At 73.8% G+C, this 15,669-nt stretch carries 13 protein-coding genes; 3 read left to right on the top strand and 10 right to left on the bottom strand.

Annotated features, from left to right (window positions below; all coding sequences use genetic code 11):
- Positions 1-70: 70 nt before the first annotated feature.
- The 6 genes from rox to ACFQ8C_RS33220 form a co-directional block, all read right to left on the bottom strand.
- Entirely contained in the window at positions 71-1,504 is a 1,434-nt protein-coding gene (gene rox, locus ACFQ8C_RS33245) for a rifampin monooxygenase (RefSeq protein ID WP_383465069.1), read from the bottom strand.
- 120 nt (positions 1,505-1,624) lie between these two features.
- Positions 1,625-2,197: a GNAT family N-acetyltransferase gene (locus ACFQ8C_RS33240; RefSeq protein WP_383465067.1), complete on the bottom strand. Its 573-nt coding sequence runs from the start codon at positions 2,195-2,197 to the stop codon at positions 1,625-1,627.
- A gap of 133 nt (positions 2,198-2,330) precedes the next feature.
- A complete protein-coding gene (locus ACFQ8C_RS33235) occupies positions 2,331-2,537 on the bottom strand; it encodes a cold shock domain-containing protein (protein WP_346768547.1) in 207 nt (68 codons plus the stop codon).
- Between the two features lie 94 nt (positions 2,538-2,631).
- Positions 2,632-3,549: a glutaminase gene (locus tag ACFQ8C_RS33230; RefSeq protein ID WP_383465065.1), complete on the bottom strand. Its 918-nt coding sequence runs from the start codon at positions 3,547-3,549 to the stop codon at positions 2,632-2,634.
- 55 nt (positions 3,550-3,604) lie between these two features.
- On the bottom strand, positions 3,605-3,934 hold the full coding sequence (locus ACFQ8C_RS33225; protein WP_383465063.1) for a hypothetical protein: 330 nt from the start codon (positions 3,932-3,934) through the stop codon (positions 3,605-3,607).
- 171 nt (positions 3,935-4,105) lie between these two features.
- On the bottom strand, positions 4,106-5,518 hold the full coding sequence (locus ACFQ8C_RS33220) for an aminopeptidase P family protein (protein WP_383465061.1): 1,413 nt from the start codon (positions 5,516-5,518) through the stop codon (positions 4,106-4,108).
- A gap of 150 nt (positions 5,519-5,668) precedes the next feature.
- On the opposite strand from ACFQ8C_RS33220, the gene ACFQ8C_RS33215 reads away from it, so the two are divergent.
- The gene (locus tag ACFQ8C_RS33215) at positions 5,669-6,652 is read left to right on the top strand and encodes a LuxR family transcriptional regulator (RefSeq protein WP_383465060.1); all 984 of its coding nucleotides are present in this window, start codon (positions 5,669-5,671) and stop codon (positions 6,650-6,652) included.
- A 9-nt stretch (positions 6,653-6,661) separates the two neighbouring features.
- Here the strand turns inward: ACFQ8C_RS33215 and ACFQ8C_RS33210 are convergent, their stop codons facing one another.
- From ACFQ8C_RS33210 to ACFQ8C_RS33195, 4 genes are all read right to left on the bottom strand, one after another.
- Positions 6,662-8,689, bottom strand: a complete 2,028-nt coding sequence (locus ACFQ8C_RS33210; RefSeq protein ID WP_383465058.1) for a prolyl oligopeptidase family protein — start codon at positions 8,687-8,689, stop codon at positions 6,662-6,664.
- A gap of 27 nt (positions 8,690-8,716) precedes the next feature.
- On the bottom strand, positions 8,717-10,417 hold the full coding sequence (locus tag ACFQ8C_RS33205; RefSeq protein ID WP_383465056.1) for a serine/threonine-protein kinase: 1,701 nt from the start codon (positions 10,415-10,417) through the stop codon (positions 8,717-8,719).
- A 79-nt stretch (positions 10,418-10,496) separates the two neighbouring features.
- On the bottom strand, positions 10,497-12,221 hold the full coding sequence (locus ACFQ8C_RS33200) for an acyl-CoA dehydrogenase family protein (RefSeq protein WP_383465054.1): 1,725 nt from the start codon (positions 12,219-12,221) through the stop codon (positions 10,497-10,499).
- A gap of 53 nt (positions 12,222-12,274) precedes the next feature.
- Positions 12,275-12,823 (bottom strand): PadR family transcriptional regulator, encoded by a 549-nt coding sequence (locus ACFQ8C_RS33195; RefSeq protein WP_383465051.1) that lies wholly within the window; start codon positions 12,821-12,823, stop codon positions 12,275-12,277.
- Between the two features lie 211 nt (positions 12,824-13,034).
- On the opposite strand from ACFQ8C_RS33195, the gene ACFQ8C_RS33190 reads away from it, so the two are divergent.
- Together ACFQ8C_RS33190 and ACFQ8C_RS33185 are read left to right on the top strand one after the other, a co-directional pair.
- The gene (locus ACFQ8C_RS33190; RefSeq protein WP_383465049.1) at positions 13,035-14,189 is read left to right on the top strand and encodes an SMI1/KNR4 family protein; all 1,155 of its coding nucleotides are present in this window, start codon (positions 13,035-13,037) and stop codon (positions 14,187-14,189) included.
- Positions 14,190-14,325: 136 nt separating this feature from the next.
- The gene (locus ACFQ8C_RS33185; RefSeq protein ID WP_383465048.1) at positions 14,326-15,555 is read left to right on the top strand and encodes a serine hydrolase domain-containing protein; all 1,230 of its coding nucleotides are present in this window, start codon (positions 14,326-14,328) and stop codon (positions 15,553-15,555) included.
- Positions 15,556-15,669: the final 114 nt, after the last annotated feature.

Raw genomic sequence — 15,669 nt, 5'->3', positions numbered from 1 at the left:
GCCCCCCCCCGCCTCACCGCCGGGCGCGGCCCCCCCCCCCCCCCCCCGGGGGGGGGGCCCGTCCGCCGGTTCACCCGGCGGACGGCGCCCCGAACCACCGCTCCAGGCTTCCCCGGAGCTCCGCCGGATCGTCCCCGACCCAGACCACGTGCCCGTCCGGCCGCAGCAGCGCGGCCGGCACGTCCGGCTCGCCGTCGGCCCCGGTGACGCGCCGCACCCGGTCCTCCCAGCCGGTCACCGCGAGCGTCCCGGTGCGGTCCAGGAGGAGACCGCGCCCGGCGCGCGCCGCCTCGTACAGCCGGCCCTCCTTCAGCGGCACGTCCTTCAGCCGCCGGCCGAGCAGCTCGTGGCCCTCGCCGCAGTCGTAGCGGAGGTCGATGGCGATGAGCTTCCCGATGAGGAAGCGGTTGACCTCCTCGAAGTCCATCAGCTCCGCGAGCAGCCGGCGCACCGCCCGCGCCCCCGGCTCCTCGGACATCAGCTCCATCTGGGCGCGGGTGTTGTCGAGCACGGCGGCCGCGACCGGGTGGCGCTCGGAGTGGTACGTGTCGAGCAGCCCGTCGGGCGCCCAGCCCAGCACCTCGCCGGCGAGCTTCCAGCCGAGGTTGAAGGCGTCCTGCACCCCGAGGTTGAGCCCCTGGCCGCCGGTCGGCGGATGGATGTGGGCGGCGTCGCCGGCGAGCAGCACCCGGCCCTCGCGGTACCGCTCCGCCTGCCGGGTGCCGTCGCCGAACCGGGAGAGCCAGCGCGGCTCGTGGACTCCGAAGTCCGTTCCTCCGACGGCCGTCAGACGCTCCCTCAGCTCGTCGAGGGTCGGCGCGGAACGGTCGGACGCGAGCCCCTCGGCGGGTACGACCACGCGGTAGAGCCCGTCCCCGAGCGGCATCACGCCGTACCGCGTCTGCGTCTTGCGGACCTCGGTCATCACCGGGACGACCTCCTCCCACGGCACCCCGATCCGCACCTCGGCGATCAGCGTCTCGTGCCGGGCGGGCTCCCCCGGGAAGCCGATCCCGGTCAGGGCGCGCACGGTGCTCCGGCCGCCGTCGCAGCCGACCAGCCAGCGGGCGCGGAGCCGGGCGCCGTCGGCCAGCTCGGCCGTCACGCCCTCCTCGTCCTGGTCGAGCCCGACCAGCTCCCGGCCGCGCCACAGCTCCACGCCCAGCTCGCGGGCGTGCTCGTCGAGGAGTTCCTCGGTGACGTTCTGCGGGATGCCGAGGACGTAGGAGTGGGCGGTGTCGAGCCCCTCGGGCCAGCTGGTGCCGAGCCCGGCGAAGAAGCCTCCGACGCGGTACTGCTGGCCGCGGGCGAGGAAGCGGTCGAGGAGGCCGCGCTGGTCCATCACCTCGATGCTGCGGACGTGCAGCCCGAGCGCGCGGCTGTGCCCGCTCGGCTCGGCCGCCTTCTCCAGGACGAGCGGCCGCAGGCCCCACAGGCGCAGCTCGGAAGCGAGCACGAGCCCGGTCGGCCCGCCGCCGACCACGAGGACATCGGCATCGAACATGAGCGTTCCCCCATCAGTTTGCGCTGTTCAGCGGCCGATTCTGCGCCACCTGGGGGGCCTTGCCGCAAGGCCCCCCGTGCGCTATATGGTGAAGAGGGCGAGGGGCCGTCGGGGCACCGCTCAGCGCAGGTCGAGCCGCATGAGGATCCGGGGATGCCCGGAGAGCACCGAGGTGGTGTCGGCGGCCTTCACGAAGCCGGCGCGCTCGAAGTTCCGCCGCAGCCCGGGGTACGCCATCGTCAGGTCCACCCGCGCGTCGCCGTTGTCCAGCGGATACGCCTCCACCGCCGGCGCGCCGTGCGCGCGGGCGAAGTCGACCGCGCCCGCGATCAGGGCGTGGCTGACGCCCTTCTTCCGGTGGCCCGGGCGGACCCGGACGCACCAGAGCGACCAGACCGGCAGGTCGTCGACGTGCGGGATCTTCCGGTTGCGGGCGAAGGTGGTCTCCGAGCGGGGCGCCACGGCGGCCCAGCCGGCCGGCTCGCCGTCGTCGTAGGCGAGGACGCCCGGCGCGGGTTCCCGGGCGCACAGACCGGCGACGTACTCGCCCCTGGCCGGTTCGCGCAGCTCGTTGTTGAGCTTGGACGGGATCCGGTAGCTCAGGCAGAAACACACGTTGGCCGTGGGCGACTTGGGGCCGATCACGGCACGGACGTCCTCGTAGACCGAGGCCGGGCGGACTTCGATGGTCATGCCTCCACCCTGGCACGGGCGGCGCCGGCCGGCAGACCGCACGGCGCCGTCCCGCGGACCGCTCCGAGGAGACCGGCGCCTCCTCGGCGGGCGGCGGCGGGCGCTGCTCCGTACGGAGGAGGGAGGCCGGGGGTCAGACGCGGAGTTCGCGCGCCTCGAAGCGGCCCTGGCCGAGGACGAGGACGAAGGTGATCTGCTGGCCCTCGGAGAGGGAGCGGACCCCGTCCTCGACGTCCTCGGCCCGGAAGAAGACGGGTTCCTCCGATCCGACGGGCAGCACGAACCCGTAGCCGGCGCGGCGGTTGAAGGACTGCACGAATCCGGTGGTGCGGTTGTCCACGGCGACCTCCTACGCTCCGGGCGCTCACGGCGCCCCAGGGGAGGTGTACCCCGTGCGGCCCGGCTCTGCCATCCGAGCCCCCGAGGACGGCGGATCAGAAGACGGAGAGGCCCGTGATGGTGGTGAAGCGGTCGAGGGCGGCGACGCCGGCCACCGAGTTGCCCCGCTCGTCGAGGCCCGGACTCCAGACGCAGAGCGTGCAGCGGCCGGGCACGACGGCGATGATCCCACCGCCCACACCGCTCTTGCCGGGCAGCCCGACGCGGTAGGCGAAGTCGCCGGCGGCGTCGTAGGTGCCGCAGGTCAGCATGACGGCGTTGATCTGCTTGGCCTGGCTGCGGGTGAGCAGCCGGCTGCCGTCGGCGCGGACGCCGTGCCGGGCGAGGAAGCCGGTGGCGACGGCGAGGTCGGCGCAGGACGCCTCGACGGAGCACTGCCGGAAGTACTCGCGCAGCAGCGTGGGGACGGGGGTGGAGATGTTGCCGTAGGAGGCCATGAAGTGGGCGAGGGCGGCGTTGCGGTCGCCGTGCTCGCCCTCGGAGGCGGCCACGTCCCGGTCGAAGTCCAGGTCGTCGTTGCCGCTCTCGGCGCGCAGGAAGTCACGGAGGCTGCCGGAGGCGTCGCCGGTGAGCCGGTGGAGCCGGTCGGTGACGACGAGCGCGCCCGCGTTGATGAACGGGTTGCGGGGGATGCCGTGTTCGTACTCCAGCTGCACGAGCGAGTTGAAGGGGTTGCCGGAGGGCTCGCGGCCCACGTGCTCCCACAGCTCGTCGCCCTCCTTGGCGAGGGCGAGCGCGAGGCTGAAGACCTTGGTGACGGACTGGGTGGAGAAGGGCCGCTGCCACTCCCCCACCCCGTACACGCTTCCGTCCACCTCCGCGACGGCCATCCCGAACCGGCCCGGGTCGCCCGCCGCGAGCGCCGGGATGTAGTCGGCCGGGCGACCCCGGCCGACCAGGCCCTCGATCTCCTCGGCGACGCGTTCGAGGACGGGCAGGAAGGACTGCATCATGATCACATCATGCCGCCGGGCGGTCGCTCCCGTCGGCCGGCCGGGCCCGGTGTCCTCAGGCGACGACCTCGTAGGTGAGGGTGTAGTCGGCGTCGTCCTCGGTGAACCTGTACTCCAGCTCCCCCAGGCCCAGCATGGCCGGCCCGGCGTAGAAGCGTCCGAGCAGGTCGTCGTCGTCCGGCGAGTCGTGGTCGAGGAGCTCGACACGCGCCCGCGTGCCGAACGGAACGGGTGGTACGGCGGAGAGGTCCGCGGTCTGCCGGTCGTTCAGACCCGGCGATTCGGCGCCCCACACCTGGACGCCGTTGACCAGCAGTCGCTGCTCGTCCTCGCCGTTGTCGTCCTCGGTCCTGGAGCAGTAGAGCGAGATGAGACGGAGCCTCACGGCCACCCCCAACGGTGCGCTGTCCGGCCGGTCCGGCCGGTGACACGACCGTAGGGCGGGCACCGGATTCCGGACAACGGAGCGCGGCGCTCCGCCGCCGTGCTCCTTCGCGCCCCCCGAGTGGGGGACGCGGGCCCGGCCGCACATCCGGGCCCGCGCACCCCCCGGCGGTCAGCCCGCGACGCGGGCCATCCACTCCTCCACCTCGGCGGAGGTGCGGGGCAGCCCGGCGGACAGGTTCTCGTGTCCCGCCTCCGTGACCAGCAGGTCGTCCTCGATGCGGACGCCGATGCCGCGCCACTCGGCGGGCACGGTCAGGTCGTCGGGCTGGAAGTAGAGGCCCGGCTCGACCGTGAGGACCATGCCCGGGGCCAGGGCACCGTCGACGTACTCCTCGTTGCGCGCGGAGGCACAGTCGTGCACGTCAAGACCGAGCATGTGGCCGGTGCCCGCCATGGTGAAGCGCCGCTGGAGACCGAGCTCGTACGCGCGGTCCACCGGTCCCTCGATGAAGCCCCACTCCACCAGCTTCGCCGCCAGGTGCCGCTGGGCCGCCTCGTGGAAGGCGCGGTAGGGGGCGCCCGGCTTCACCGCGTCGAAGCCCGCCTGCTGCGCCTCGTACACGGCGTCGTACACCTGCCGCTGGACGGGGGTGAAGGTGCCGCTGATGGGGAGGGTGCGGGTGACGTCGGCGGTGTACAGCGAGTGGGTCTCCACGCCCGCGTCGAAGAGCAGCAGCTCGCCGGGGCGGACCGGACCGTCGTTGGAGGTCCAGTGCATGATCGTGGCGTGCTCGCCGGCGGCGCAGATCGAGCCGTAGCCGACCGAGTTGCCCTCCAGGCGGGCGCGCCGGAAGAAGGTGCCCTCGATCCAGCGCTCGGAGGTGGCGACGGCGGTGGAGAGGTCGCCGATGGCGTCGGTGAAGCCGCGGACGGTGGAGTCGACGGCCTTGCGCAGCTCGCCGATCTCCCAGGCGTCCTTGATCAGGCGCAGCTCGCTGAGGACGTCCTCCAGCTCGGTGTCCCGCTCCTCGTCGGTGGTGACGGCGGCCTCCAGGGCGGGGTCGACGCCGCGGACGATCCGGGTGGGCACGCCGGCGCCGGCGGCCAGCTCCTCGGCGGCGCCGCGGACGTCCCGGCAGGGCAGTCCGAGGACGCGCTCGGCCTCGGCGAGGGAGAGCCGGCGGCCCATCCACAGCTCGGCGGTGTAGCCGATCCAGAAGGTGTCGTCGTCGCGGCCGTCGCGGGGCAGCTGGTAGCCGTACGCGTCGTGGCCGCCGTCGGCGCGGGGCTCCAGGACGAGGGCGCAGTCGCGGGCCTGGTCGCCGGTCATGTGGACGTAGGCGGAGTGCGGGCGGAAGGGGTAGGTGTCGTCGTTGGAGCGGACCTTGAGGTTGCCGGAGGGGATCACCAGGCGCTCGCCGGGGAAGCGGGCGGAGAGCGCGGCGCGCCGGGCGGCGGCGTACGGCGCCTGCTCGGAGACCGGCAGGTCGTGCCGCTCGGTGTCGGCCCAGCCGGTCCGCATCAGCGCGGACAGTTCCTCGGAGATGCCGTCGTACAGCCCGTTCTTGCGACCCTTCGCCACGTCCTGCTCCTTCGTCGTGAGTGCCTGGGGGAACCGCCGGTCGTCGGCGGCTCACGGACCGTAGCCCGGCGCGGGACGCCGTGGGGCCGAGGAGTGCCAGTGGCACGGATCGGACACCGGCCGGTGCCGGCGACGGACAGAATGGGCCCCATGGCGAACGCGAGACTGGGCGAGGCGCTGCGGCTCCTGGGCCTCGGCGAGACGGCGGCGCGGGTCTACCGCGCGCTCCTGGAGCGGGCGCCGGCGCCGCTGGAGGCGGTCGGCGCGGCGGCCGGCGTCGAGGGGGCGGCGCTGGCGGAGGCGTACGGCGAGCTCGTCGACGCCGGGCTCGCGAGCCCGGCCCTCGACGGGGGCGCCACCGTGGCGCCGGTACCGCCGGCGGCGGGCCTGGAGATCCTGGGCCGGCACCGGGCGGCGGAGCTGGACGAGTCGCGGATCACCGTGGGCGGCGCCTTCGAGTCCTTCCGGCGGCAGCGGCTGGCCGCGTACGACGACGACCTGGTGGAGGTGGTGACCGGGGAGGCGATCGGGCCGCGGATGCGGCAGGCGTGGGCGAGCGCCCGGCAGCAGATCCGGCAGATGGACTCGCCGCCGTACTTCCCGATCCCCGGTTCCACCGACGACGCGCTGGCGACCCTCGCCCGCGGCGTCACCCAGCGGGTGATCTACTCCCGGGCCTCGCTGGAGGAGCCGGGCCACCTGGAGGAGTCGATCGAGCCGGTGATCGCGGCGGGCGAGCAGGCCCGGGTGCTGCCGTCCGTGCCGGTGAAGCTGGTGATCATCGACGACGCGTACGCGCTGGTCTCGCTGTCGATCAAGGAGGCCGACGTGCACAACACGACGCTGGTGGTGCAGCCGTGCGGGCTGTTCTCGGCGCTGGTGGCGCTCTTCGAGCAGTCCTGGCGGGACGCGCTGCCCTTCCACGGCCGCACCGCGCTCCCGGGCGGGCTGCCGCCGGCCGACCGGCGGCTGCTGTGGCTGCTCGCCGGGGGTGCGGCGGACGAGGTGATCGCCCGGGAGATCGGCGTCAGCCGCCGCACCCTCTTCCGCCGCATCCAGGTCCTGATGGCCCGGCTCGGCGCGACCAACCGCTTCCAGCTGGCGCTCCAGGCGCAGCGGCACGGCTGGCTGTGAGCCCGCCCGTCAGTCCTCGGGCCCGGTGAGGTGCTTGCGCAGGAAGGTGTACATGAGGGCCTTGTTGCGGGCGGCCTGCGCGTTGTCGGTGGCGCCCGCGTGGCCGCCGCCGGTGTTCTCGTGGAAGAGCACCGGGTGGCCCAGCTCGCGCAGCCGCGCCGCCGCCTTGCGCGCGTGCCCGGGGTGGACCCGGTCGTCGCGGGTGGAGGTGGTGAGCAGCACCGGCGGGTAGGGGGCGCCGGCGGTGAGCCGGTGGTACGGGGAGAGCTCCCGCAGGTGCGGCAGGTCGGCCTCGTCGTCGGGGTCGCCGTACTCGGCGATCCAGGAGGCGCCGGCGAGCAGCTTGTGGAAGCGGACCATGTCGAGCAGCGGCACCTGGCAGACGATCGCGCCGAACAGGTCGGGGTAGCGGGTGAGCATGGCGCCCATGAGGAGGCCGCCGTTGCTGCCGCCGGCGGCGCCGAGCATGCCCGGGGTGGTGATGCCCCGGGCGACGAGGTCGCGGGCGACGGCCGCGAAGTCCTCGAAGGCCCGGTGGCGGTGGGCGCCGAGCGCGGCCTGGTGCCAGTCGGGGCCGTACTCGCCGCCGCCCCGGATGTTGGCGATGACGTAGGTACCGCCGCTCTCCAGCCAGCCGCGCCCGGTGAGCGAGGCGTACGACGGGGTGAGGGAGACCTCGAAGCCGCCGTAGCCGTAGAGGAGGGTGGGGCCGGGGCCCTCGGACCGGTCCGGGCCGATGACGAAGTACGGGACGCGGGTCCCGTCCTCCGAGACGGCGAAGGCCTGCTCGACGGCGAGTCCGGTGATGTCGAAGCGGGCCGGCGCCTGGCGCAGGATCTCGGTGTCGCCGCCGATGTCGCCGCGGGTGAGCGTGGACGGCTGGAGGAATCCGGAGACGTCGAGGAAGTACTCGTCGGAGACGTCCGGGTCGGTGTCGGTGACGGCGACCGCCGAGAGCGGGGGCACGTCGGCGAGCGGGGCGCGCGACCAGCCGCCCTCCTCGCGCGGGGTGAGGACCTCGATGCGGGTGCTGACGTCCCGCATGGTCTCCAGGATCAGGTGGTGGCGGGTCCAGGAGTGCCCGGCGAGCGCGGTCCGCTCGTCGGGGACGAAGAGGGCCTCGGCGGTGCGGTCGCCGGCCAGGAAGGCGTCGAAGCCGAAGGCGAGGAGGGCGCCGGCGGGGTGTCCGAGCCAGGGCGACTTGAGGGTGACGATCAGGTGCTTGCAGTGGGCGTAGACCTCGGCGTCCTCCGGGACCTCGATCCGCACGAGCCGGTCGTCGGCGGTGAGGAGGTGGGTCTCGCTGCGGAAGAAGTCGAGCGACCGGCCGACGAAGTCGCGCTCGTAGCCGGGGGTGGGGTCGTGCCAGGCCCAGGCCGAGACGTCGGCGGGCTCGCCCTCGAAGACGGTGACGGCCTCGGCGAGCGGGGTGCCGCGCCGCCAGCGGCGGACCGTGCGCGGGTAGCCGGCGTCGGTGAGCGAGCCGGGGCCGTGGTCGGTGCCGACGAAGACGGTGTCGCCGTCGACCCAGCCGACGCTGGTCTTCGCCTCGGGCACGGTGAAGCCGTCCGCGACGAAGGCGCGGGAGGGCAGGTCGAACTCGCGGACGACGACGGCGTCGCCGCCGTCGCGGGAGAGGCTCAGGAGCGCCCGGTCGTGGGCGGGCCGCCGCACCCGGGCTCCGGCCCACACCCACTTCTCGCCCTCGGCCTCGGCGAGGGCGTCCACGTCGAGCAGGACCTCCCACTCGGGGGCGTCCTTGCGGTACTGCTCCAGGGTGGTGCGCCGCCACAGGCCCCGTACGTGCTCGGCGTCCTGCCAGAAGTTGTAGAGGTACGGGCCCCGGCGGGTGGTGTACGGGATGCGGTCGACGGCGTCGAGCACCTCGCGCAGGCGCTCCGCGAAGGCGTCGAAGCCGGGTCCGGCGGCCAGCTCGGCCTCCGTCTCGGCGTTCCGCTCGGCCACCCAGGCGAGGGCGGCCTCACCGTCGACGTCTTCCAGCCACAGGTACGGATCGTCATGGTTCACGCGGGACATTCTCCCCCGGCGCCGGAGGGTGGTGCCTCAGTCGGCCACCAGCTTGTACACCTCCTTGCCGTCGGCGTCGACGGCGAGGTAGCCGACGGCGCTGTAGGCGTTGGTGCGGTAGACGAGGAGGGTGGGGCGGTTCTCGTTGAAGGTCCAGCGCTTCACGATCAGGTACCGGGTGAGGGGTTCCTCGACCTTGAGCTCGCGGTCGGCGCGCTGCATGAGGGCGGGGAGGCCTTCCCAGGCCATGCGGGCGGGGTCGAAGGGCTGGTCGTCGGGGCTGGAGGCGCTGATGGTGCCGCCGATGCCCTGCCGGCTGACCTTGCCGTCCCGGTACTGCCACCGGTCGTAGGTCTTGGCGCCCTGCTTGGTGGGGATCTCGGCGATGGCGTACTCGTCGTAGACGAACACCTGCTTGACGGTGGTGACGCCGGTGGCCTCGCGGAAGGCGTCGAGTGCGGTGCGGACGCCGGCGGGGGCGAGGAGGGAGCCGGGGGCGGCGGTCGTGGGCGCCGTGGTCCTCGGGGTGCCGCCGCCCGTCGGGCCGGGCGAGGTGCTCCGCGGGGTGGACCCGGTCCGCTTGCCGTCCCCGGTGCCGAGGCCGAGGCCGCCGGTGCCGCCGCCGTCCGTCCCGTCGGGGATGAGCTTCGCGATGCCGAGGGCGAGCAGGGCGGCGGCGAGGACCAGGCCGCCCGCGAGGGTGGCGAGGCGCTTCCGCCGGGCGGGGACGGTGCCGGACGCGGGGCTCGGGCCCGAGGAGGGCGGGACGGGCCGGCCGTAGGCGGGGTGGGCGTACGGATGGGCCGGCGGCGGGTACGCGGCGGGGGTCGCCGGGCCGAAGCCCGGGGGGACGGCGTCGACCGGGGTCACGCCGGGGACCGCGGTCCCCTCCTGGGCCTGGGCCTCCTCCAGGAGGCGGTCGAGGAGCGCGCCGTCCGGGCGCTGCGCCGGGTCGCGGACGAGGAGGCGGGTGAGGACGGCGGCGAGGGCGCCGGAGCGGACCGGCGCCGGGATCGGGTCGTCGAGGACGGCGACGACCGTGGCGAGGCTGGTGGCCCGGCGCAGCGGGTGGTGGCCCTCGGTGGCCACGTACAGGAGCATGCCGAGCGACCACAGGTCGGAGGCGGGGTTGCCCTCCTCGCCGCGGACCCGCTCGGGGGCGATGAACTCGGCGGAGCCGATGAGGTCGCCGGAGGCGGTGAGCCGGGAGGTGGCCTCGTCGAGGACGGCGATGCCGAAGTCCGTCAGCACGGCGCCGCCTTCGGCGCGCAGCAGGACGTTGGCCGGCTTGACGTCGCGGTGCTGGATGCCGGCGGCGTGGGCGGCCCGCAGGGCGCCGAGGACCTGCCGGCCGAGCGCGATCGCCTCCGGGACGGGCATCGGTCCGGCGGCGAGCCGGTCGGCGACCGAGTTCCCCTCGACCAGTTCCATGACGATCCACGGGGCCGAACCGTCGGCGGGTTCGACGATGTGGTGGACCGTCACGACGTGCGGGTGGGAGAGCCGGGCGAGCGCCCGGGCCTCGCGGACGGCCCGGGCCCGCGTCTGGGCCGTGAGGCCGGGGCGGGCCGCCTCGGCGGCGGGGTCGGGCGGGCGGACCTCCTTGAGGGCGACGTCCCGGTCGAGGGCAATGTCGCGGGCCCGCCAGACCGTGCCCATGCCGCCGCTGCCCAGTGGGGAGACCAACCGGAACCGTCCGTCGACGAGAGGTCTGCCGTCGTCGTCACTCGTGCTCATGAGCGGTCATCGTAGGCGGCCGGGGTGACAGCCGGGGGGCCGGGCGGCGCACCGGAGCGCGCCCCCCGGCCCGGCGGGGTCAGGGCTTCATCTCGTAGGCGCCGGAGAGGGCCTCGACGCGGGCCCAGACGCGGGCGGTGCGGGCCTCGTCGACGACCGGGCGGCGGACCGCGCCGAGCGCCCAGGCCTGCTGCGCGTCGGTGGCGGAGTCCTTGCCGTGGAGTTCGACGGCGTGGCCGGAGAAGTCCCGGACGAGGACGGCGAAGAGCTCGTCGAGGACGTCGTCGTCGAGTCCGGTGAGGGCGGCCTGCTCCAGGACGAGCTGGGCGTGGACGACGAGCGCGAAGAGCTGGCCGACGGCGAGGAGCAGGTCGAGGTCGCGGCTCTGGGCCTCGTCGGGGGCGGCGGTGCGGACGAAGTCGCAGAGGTCGTCGGCCTGTTCGCGGAAACGGGCGACGTTCGGCAGCCGGTCGTAGGCGTCGAAGGCGGGCCGCCAGTCGTGGAAGCGGACGGAGCCGAGGCCGCGGGCCGGGCCCTGGCGGAAGAGGAAGGCGTCGTCGGCGGCGTCGAGACGGGTGGGGACGGCCGGGTGGTCGACGGGCTCCAGGAGGTGGTTGCGGAGGAACTTGAGGATGAGGGCGAGGTTGACGTGGACCGTGCCCTCCAGCTTCGGCAGGCCGCGGATCTCGACGGCGGCCTGGGCGAAGTAGTTGTCCTTCTCGAAGCCCTTGGCCGCGATGACGTCCCACATGAGGTCGATGACCTTCTCGCCCTCGGTGGTCACCTTCATCTTCGTCATCGGGTTGAAGAGGAGGTAGCGGCGGTCGTCGGGTCCGGCGGTGCGGAAGTAGTCGACGGCGCGGTCGCTGAAGAGCTTCATGCCGGCCAGCCGGACGTAGGCGTCGGTGAGTTCGCGGCGCACGTGCGGGAAGGCGGTGACGGGGCGGCCGTACAGGACGCGGTTCTGCGCGTGGGTGACGGCCTCGTACATCGCGTGCTCGCAGATGCCGATGGAGGCGGTGCAGAGGTTGAACTTGCCGACGTTGACGGTGTTGAGGGCGGCGTCGAAGGCGGCGCGGCCGGTGTGCAGGACGTCCTCGGCGGAGACCGGGTACTCCTCCAGCCGGAACTCGCTGACGAACTTCGAGGAGTCGACGACGTTCTTGACCAGGTGGTAGGCCGGGTGACGGCTGTCGGCGGCGAAGAAGACGTAGCCGTCGGGCCCCTCGACGTCGGTGCGGCGGCCGAAGACGGAGACGAGACCGGCGGCGTTGCCGTTGCCGATGTAGTACTTGGAGCCGGTGGCCCGGAAGCCGCCCTCGCCGTCGGGGGTGAGCAGCATGTCGGTGGAGTAGATGTCGGCGCCGTGCGTCTTCTCGGAGAGTCCGAAGGCGAACACCTCGCCCTGGCCGAGGAGTTCGGCGGCGCGGGCGCGGGCGGCGGCGTTGTCGCTCTGCCAGACCGGGCCGAGGCCGAGGATGGTGACCTGCCAGGCGTACCAGTAGTCGAGCCCGTAGAAGCCGAGGATCTCGTTCAGGGCGGCGATGCGGGCGGTGTCCCACCGCTTGTCGCCCTCGCCCTCGCCGGCCTCCGTCGCGGGGGTGAGGAAGGTGGCGAACAGCCCTTCCTCGGCGGCGAAGGCGAGGAAGTCGCCGAGCCAGGCGCGGGTGCGGTAGTCCTCGATGATCCGGCGCTTGCCGCGCTCCTCGAACCAGTCGACGGTGGCGCGCAGCAGCCTGCGGGTCTCGGGGTCGAAGTGCGCGGGGTCGTAGGTGCGGGGGTTGAACAGCAGCGCGTCGGCCATGGGGTACCGCCTTGGGAGGATGAGGGTGGTGGGTGGGGCTTGCCGAAGAGGGTTCAGAACCTGCGCAGGGTGGCGAGGACGTCGTCGAGCCAGGCGATCATCATCCGCTCGTACGCGATGCCGCCGCGCAGCACGACGTGCTGGAGCTCCCGCTCGGCGTCGGGCGGCGTGCGGCCGGCCGACTCCGGGGGGAAGTCCCGCTCCTCGCCGGCGAGGTAGTGGGCGAGGCGGCCGGCGTGCGCCTGCCGGTGCCGTTCGACCTCGCGGACGAGGCCGGCGGGGTCGTCGAAGGCGGCGCCCCGGATCTTCACGGCGAGGTCGTGCCGGACGCTCTCGGGTTCGATCGGCTCGTGCAGCCAGGAGCTCAGCGCCGCGTGCCCGAGGTCGGCGACGGAGTACTCCTTCTTGTCCGGCCGTCCCTGCTGGGGGACTTCCCGCGCGGCCACCCAGCCGTCGTTCTCCATCCGCTTGAGCACGCGGTAGATCTGCTGGTGGGTGGCGGTCCAGAAGTAGCCGATGGACCGCTCGAACCGCCGGGCCAGTTCGTATCCGGACCCGGGCTTCTCCAGCAGGGACACGAGGATCGCGTGTTCGAGCGCCATGCCCCCGATCCTGCTATGCAACTGGTTGCATAGCAAGGCGGCCGTCCGCCGATGAGACGCGCCTCACGACGCGGACGGCCCGGCGACGCTCCAGCGCCTCGGCGTGGGACCCGCACGGGGCCGGGGCCGCCGGTCCCCGCCCGCCTCCCGGGGGCACGGAGGGTCAGGGCGGGAGCCCGCGCTGTCGGTGACGCTGACTAGGCTCGGCCGCATGACGACGCACCTGGTAGACGCCGCGTGGGACCGCATCGACCACTGGCTCCTGACGCACGCGCCCCGCACCTTCGCCACGCTCGCGCCGCCCGCGCGGGACGAGGACATCCGCGCGACGGAGCGGGAGTTGGGCGTCGCCTTCCCGCCCGACCTGAGGGCGTCGCTGCGCCGCCACGACGGCACCCGCCGGGGACCGGAGGCGCTCCGTTTCGACAACCACGACCGGCTCCTCGGCCTCCGGGACCTCGTGGAGGCGACCGGCTTCCTGCGCGCGTGCGCGGCGGGCCTGGACGAGGAGGCGGCGGAGGGCTACTGGCTGCACGGCTATGTGCAGTTCGGCTCGTACGAGGTCACCGCCGACGGGGTCGCCGTCGACTGCGACCCGAGCCGCCCCACGTACGGCGCGATCGGCCGCTTCTTCGACGAGACGGGCACCGACTTCGGCACCGCCGACTCCCTCGGCGCGTACCTGACGCGGCTGGCGGACCGGCTGGAGAGCCCGGGGCACCTGGCCCCGGTCGTCTTCGCCGGCCGCCTGATATGGGAGGACCCGTCCGGCCGCCTCCCGGAGTGGGACCCCACGGACGCCCCGCTCCCCGGCCCGGACGCGGAACTCCCCCCGCTCCACCTCCCCGACGACCCGTCGGAGCGCCTGAAGGTGGGCATGCTCTACGGCCTGGAGGAGCTCGGCGCCCTCGTCGCCACCCTGCCTCCGGAGCGCGTCGCCGAAGCGGCCCGCAAGCAGGCCCGCCGCCTCGCGGAGGAGACCGGTCTGGCCGCGTACCCCGAGCTGGCCGAGGCCCTGGACGCCCTGGACGCCGGCGCGGGAGTCCCCTCCCCCGACAGCCCCGCGATCCTGCGGCTGCGCGCCGTGAGGGCGCGGGCGCAGGCGCGCGGCGACGGCGCCCGGGCCATGGCGGCGGTGGAACTGGCGCACGCCGTACGGGGCTCCGCCTACCGGGCGGCCGCCGAGATCCCGACCATCCGCGCCCTGTACGCCCCGCTCTGGCGTGACGACCTCCACGCCGACCTCGGGAACCCCCCGCTCCCGCCGGCCCCCGACGACGCCTTCTGGGGGCTGCTCCGCAACCCCGCCATCGACGCGGACGTGTACGCCACCTGGTACGCGGAGGGGCATTGCATTCAAGAGTAAGTCCATTGCAACAACCCCCCGTCACCCACCTGCACATACGCACCACTTGCCGCTCAAGTACGTTGCCGAATGACTAAACGCAATGTACCTTCGGCTCCGTTCGGCAGTTCGGAATCGTCACGTGCGGGGGATCACGATGGAAACGACCAAGGGCGGCTTCTCCGAGGCGGGGCTGCGGAGGGTGCGCGACGTGCTCGCGCGGCACGTCGACTCGGGCCGGATCCCGGGGCTCGTCGCCCTGATCGGGCGGGGCGACGAGACGCACGTCGAAGCGCTCGGCACGATGCGGCACGACGGCGGTGCGCCGATGCGCCGGGACACCATCTTCCGGATGGCCTCGACGTCGAAGCCCGTCGCGGTGGCGGCGGCGATGATCCTGCTCGACGAGTGCCGGATCCGCCTGGACGACCCGGTCGACACCTGGCTCCCCGAACTCGCGGACCGTCAGGTGCTGAAGCGGGTCGACGGCCCGCTCGACGAGACCGTGCCGGCCCGTCGGCCGATCACCGTGCGGGACGTGCTGACCTCGACGTTCGGCCTCGGCATGGACCTGACCTCACTCGGTACCCCGATCATGAACGCGGTCTTCGAGCAGGGCCTCACGCCCAACCTGCCGGTGCCGATGCCCGAGCCGGACGACTGGATCCGCCGCCTCGGCACGCTCCCGCTGATGCACCAGCCGGGCGAGCGCTGGCAGTACCACATCAGCAACGACCTGCTCGGCGTCCTCGTCGCCCGCGTCTCCGGCCGGTCGTACGAGGCCTTCCTCCGCGAGCGCCTCTTCGAGCCGCTCGGCATGAAGGACACCGGGTTCCACGTCCCCGCCGACCGGATCCACCGGCTGCCTCCGCTGTACGCCCCCGACCCGGCGACCGGCGAGTTCCACGTCTGGGACGAGGCCGAGGGCGGCCGGCACAGCGCGCCGCCCGCCTTCCAGAGCGGCGGCGGCGGCCTGAACTCCACCGCCGACGACTACCACGCCTACTTCCGCATGCTGCTCAACCGGGGCACGCACGGCACCGAGCGCATCCTCTCCCGCCCCGCCGTGGAGCTGATGACCACCAACCGGCTCACCCCCGAACAGCAGGCGGCCCGCCACAAGCTGGCCACGGACAACGTCCACATCTCCTTCGGCCAGGGCCAGCACGGCGGCTGGGGCTTCGGCATGGCGGTACGCACCTACCGCGGCGACTACGCCCCCGTCGGCCAGTTCGGCTGGGACGGCGGCAGCGGCACCTCCACCTACGCGGACCCCGTGAACGGCCTGACCGGCATCCTCCTCACCCAGACGGGAACCTCCGTCCCGGCCCCGGCCCATCTCTTCCACGACTTCTGGACCACGCTCTACCAGGCCCTGGAGGACTGAGACCCCGCCGGTTCGGAATGCCCCGGGAACGCAGAAAAGCCCCGCACCATGAGGTGCGGGGCTTTCCCACAATGATTGTTCGGCGGCGTCCTACTCTCCCACAGGGTCCCCCCT

The organism is Streptomyces sp. NPDC056503 (genome assembly GCF_042794995.1).
In the GTDB taxonomy this organism is placed as follows: domain Bacteria; phylum Actinomycetota; class Actinomycetes; order Streptomycetales; family Streptomycetaceae; genus Streptomyces.
The sequence above is the reverse complement of the archived record's forward strand: the minus strand, read 5'-3'. Positions and strand labels throughout refer to the sequence as shown.

Excerpts from the sequence above, each read along its gene's own strand:
- ACFQ8C_RS33185 (WP_383465048.1), top strand. The coding sequence starts at position 14,326 with ATGGAAACGACCAAGGGCGGCTTCTCCGAGGCGGGGCTGCGGAGGGTG.
- ACFQ8C_RS33210 (WP_383465058.1), bottom strand. The coding sequence starts at position 8,689 with ATGTCCCGCGTGAACCATGACGATCCGTACCTGTGGCTGGAAGACGTC.
- ACFQ8C_RS33200 (WP_383465054.1), bottom strand. The coding sequence starts at position 12,221 with ATGGCCGACGCGCTGCTGTTCAACCCCCGCACCTACGACCCCGCGCAC.
- ACFQ8C_RS33205 (WP_383465056.1), bottom strand. The coding sequence starts at position 10,417 with ATGAGCACGAGTGACGACGACGGCAGACCTCTCGTCGACGGACGGTTC.
- ACFQ8C_RS33195 (WP_383465051.1), bottom strand. The coding sequence starts at position 12,823 with ATGGCGCTCGAACACGCGATCCTCGTGTCCCTGCTGGAGAAGCCCGGG.
- ACFQ8C_RS33190 (WP_383465049.1), top strand. The coding sequence starts at position 13,035 with ATGACGACGCACCTGGTAGACGCCGCGTGGGACCGCATCGACCACTGG.
- ACFQ8C_RS33230 (WP_383465065.1), bottom strand. The coding sequence starts at position 3,549 with ATGATGCAGTCCTTCCTGCCCGTCCTCGAACGCGTCGCCGAGGAGATC.
- ACFQ8C_RS33215 (WP_383465060.1), top strand. The coding sequence starts at position 5,669 with ATGGCGAACGCGAGACTGGGCGAGGCGCTGCGGCTCCTGGGCCTCGGC.
- ACFQ8C_RS33240 (WP_383465067.1), bottom strand. The coding sequence starts at position 2,197 with ATGACCATCGAAGTCCGCCCGGCCTCGGTCTACGAGGACGTCCGTGCC.
- rox (WP_383465069.1), bottom strand. The coding sequence starts at position 1,504 with ATGTTCGATGCCGATGTCCTCGTGGTCGGCGGCGGGCCGACCGGGCTC.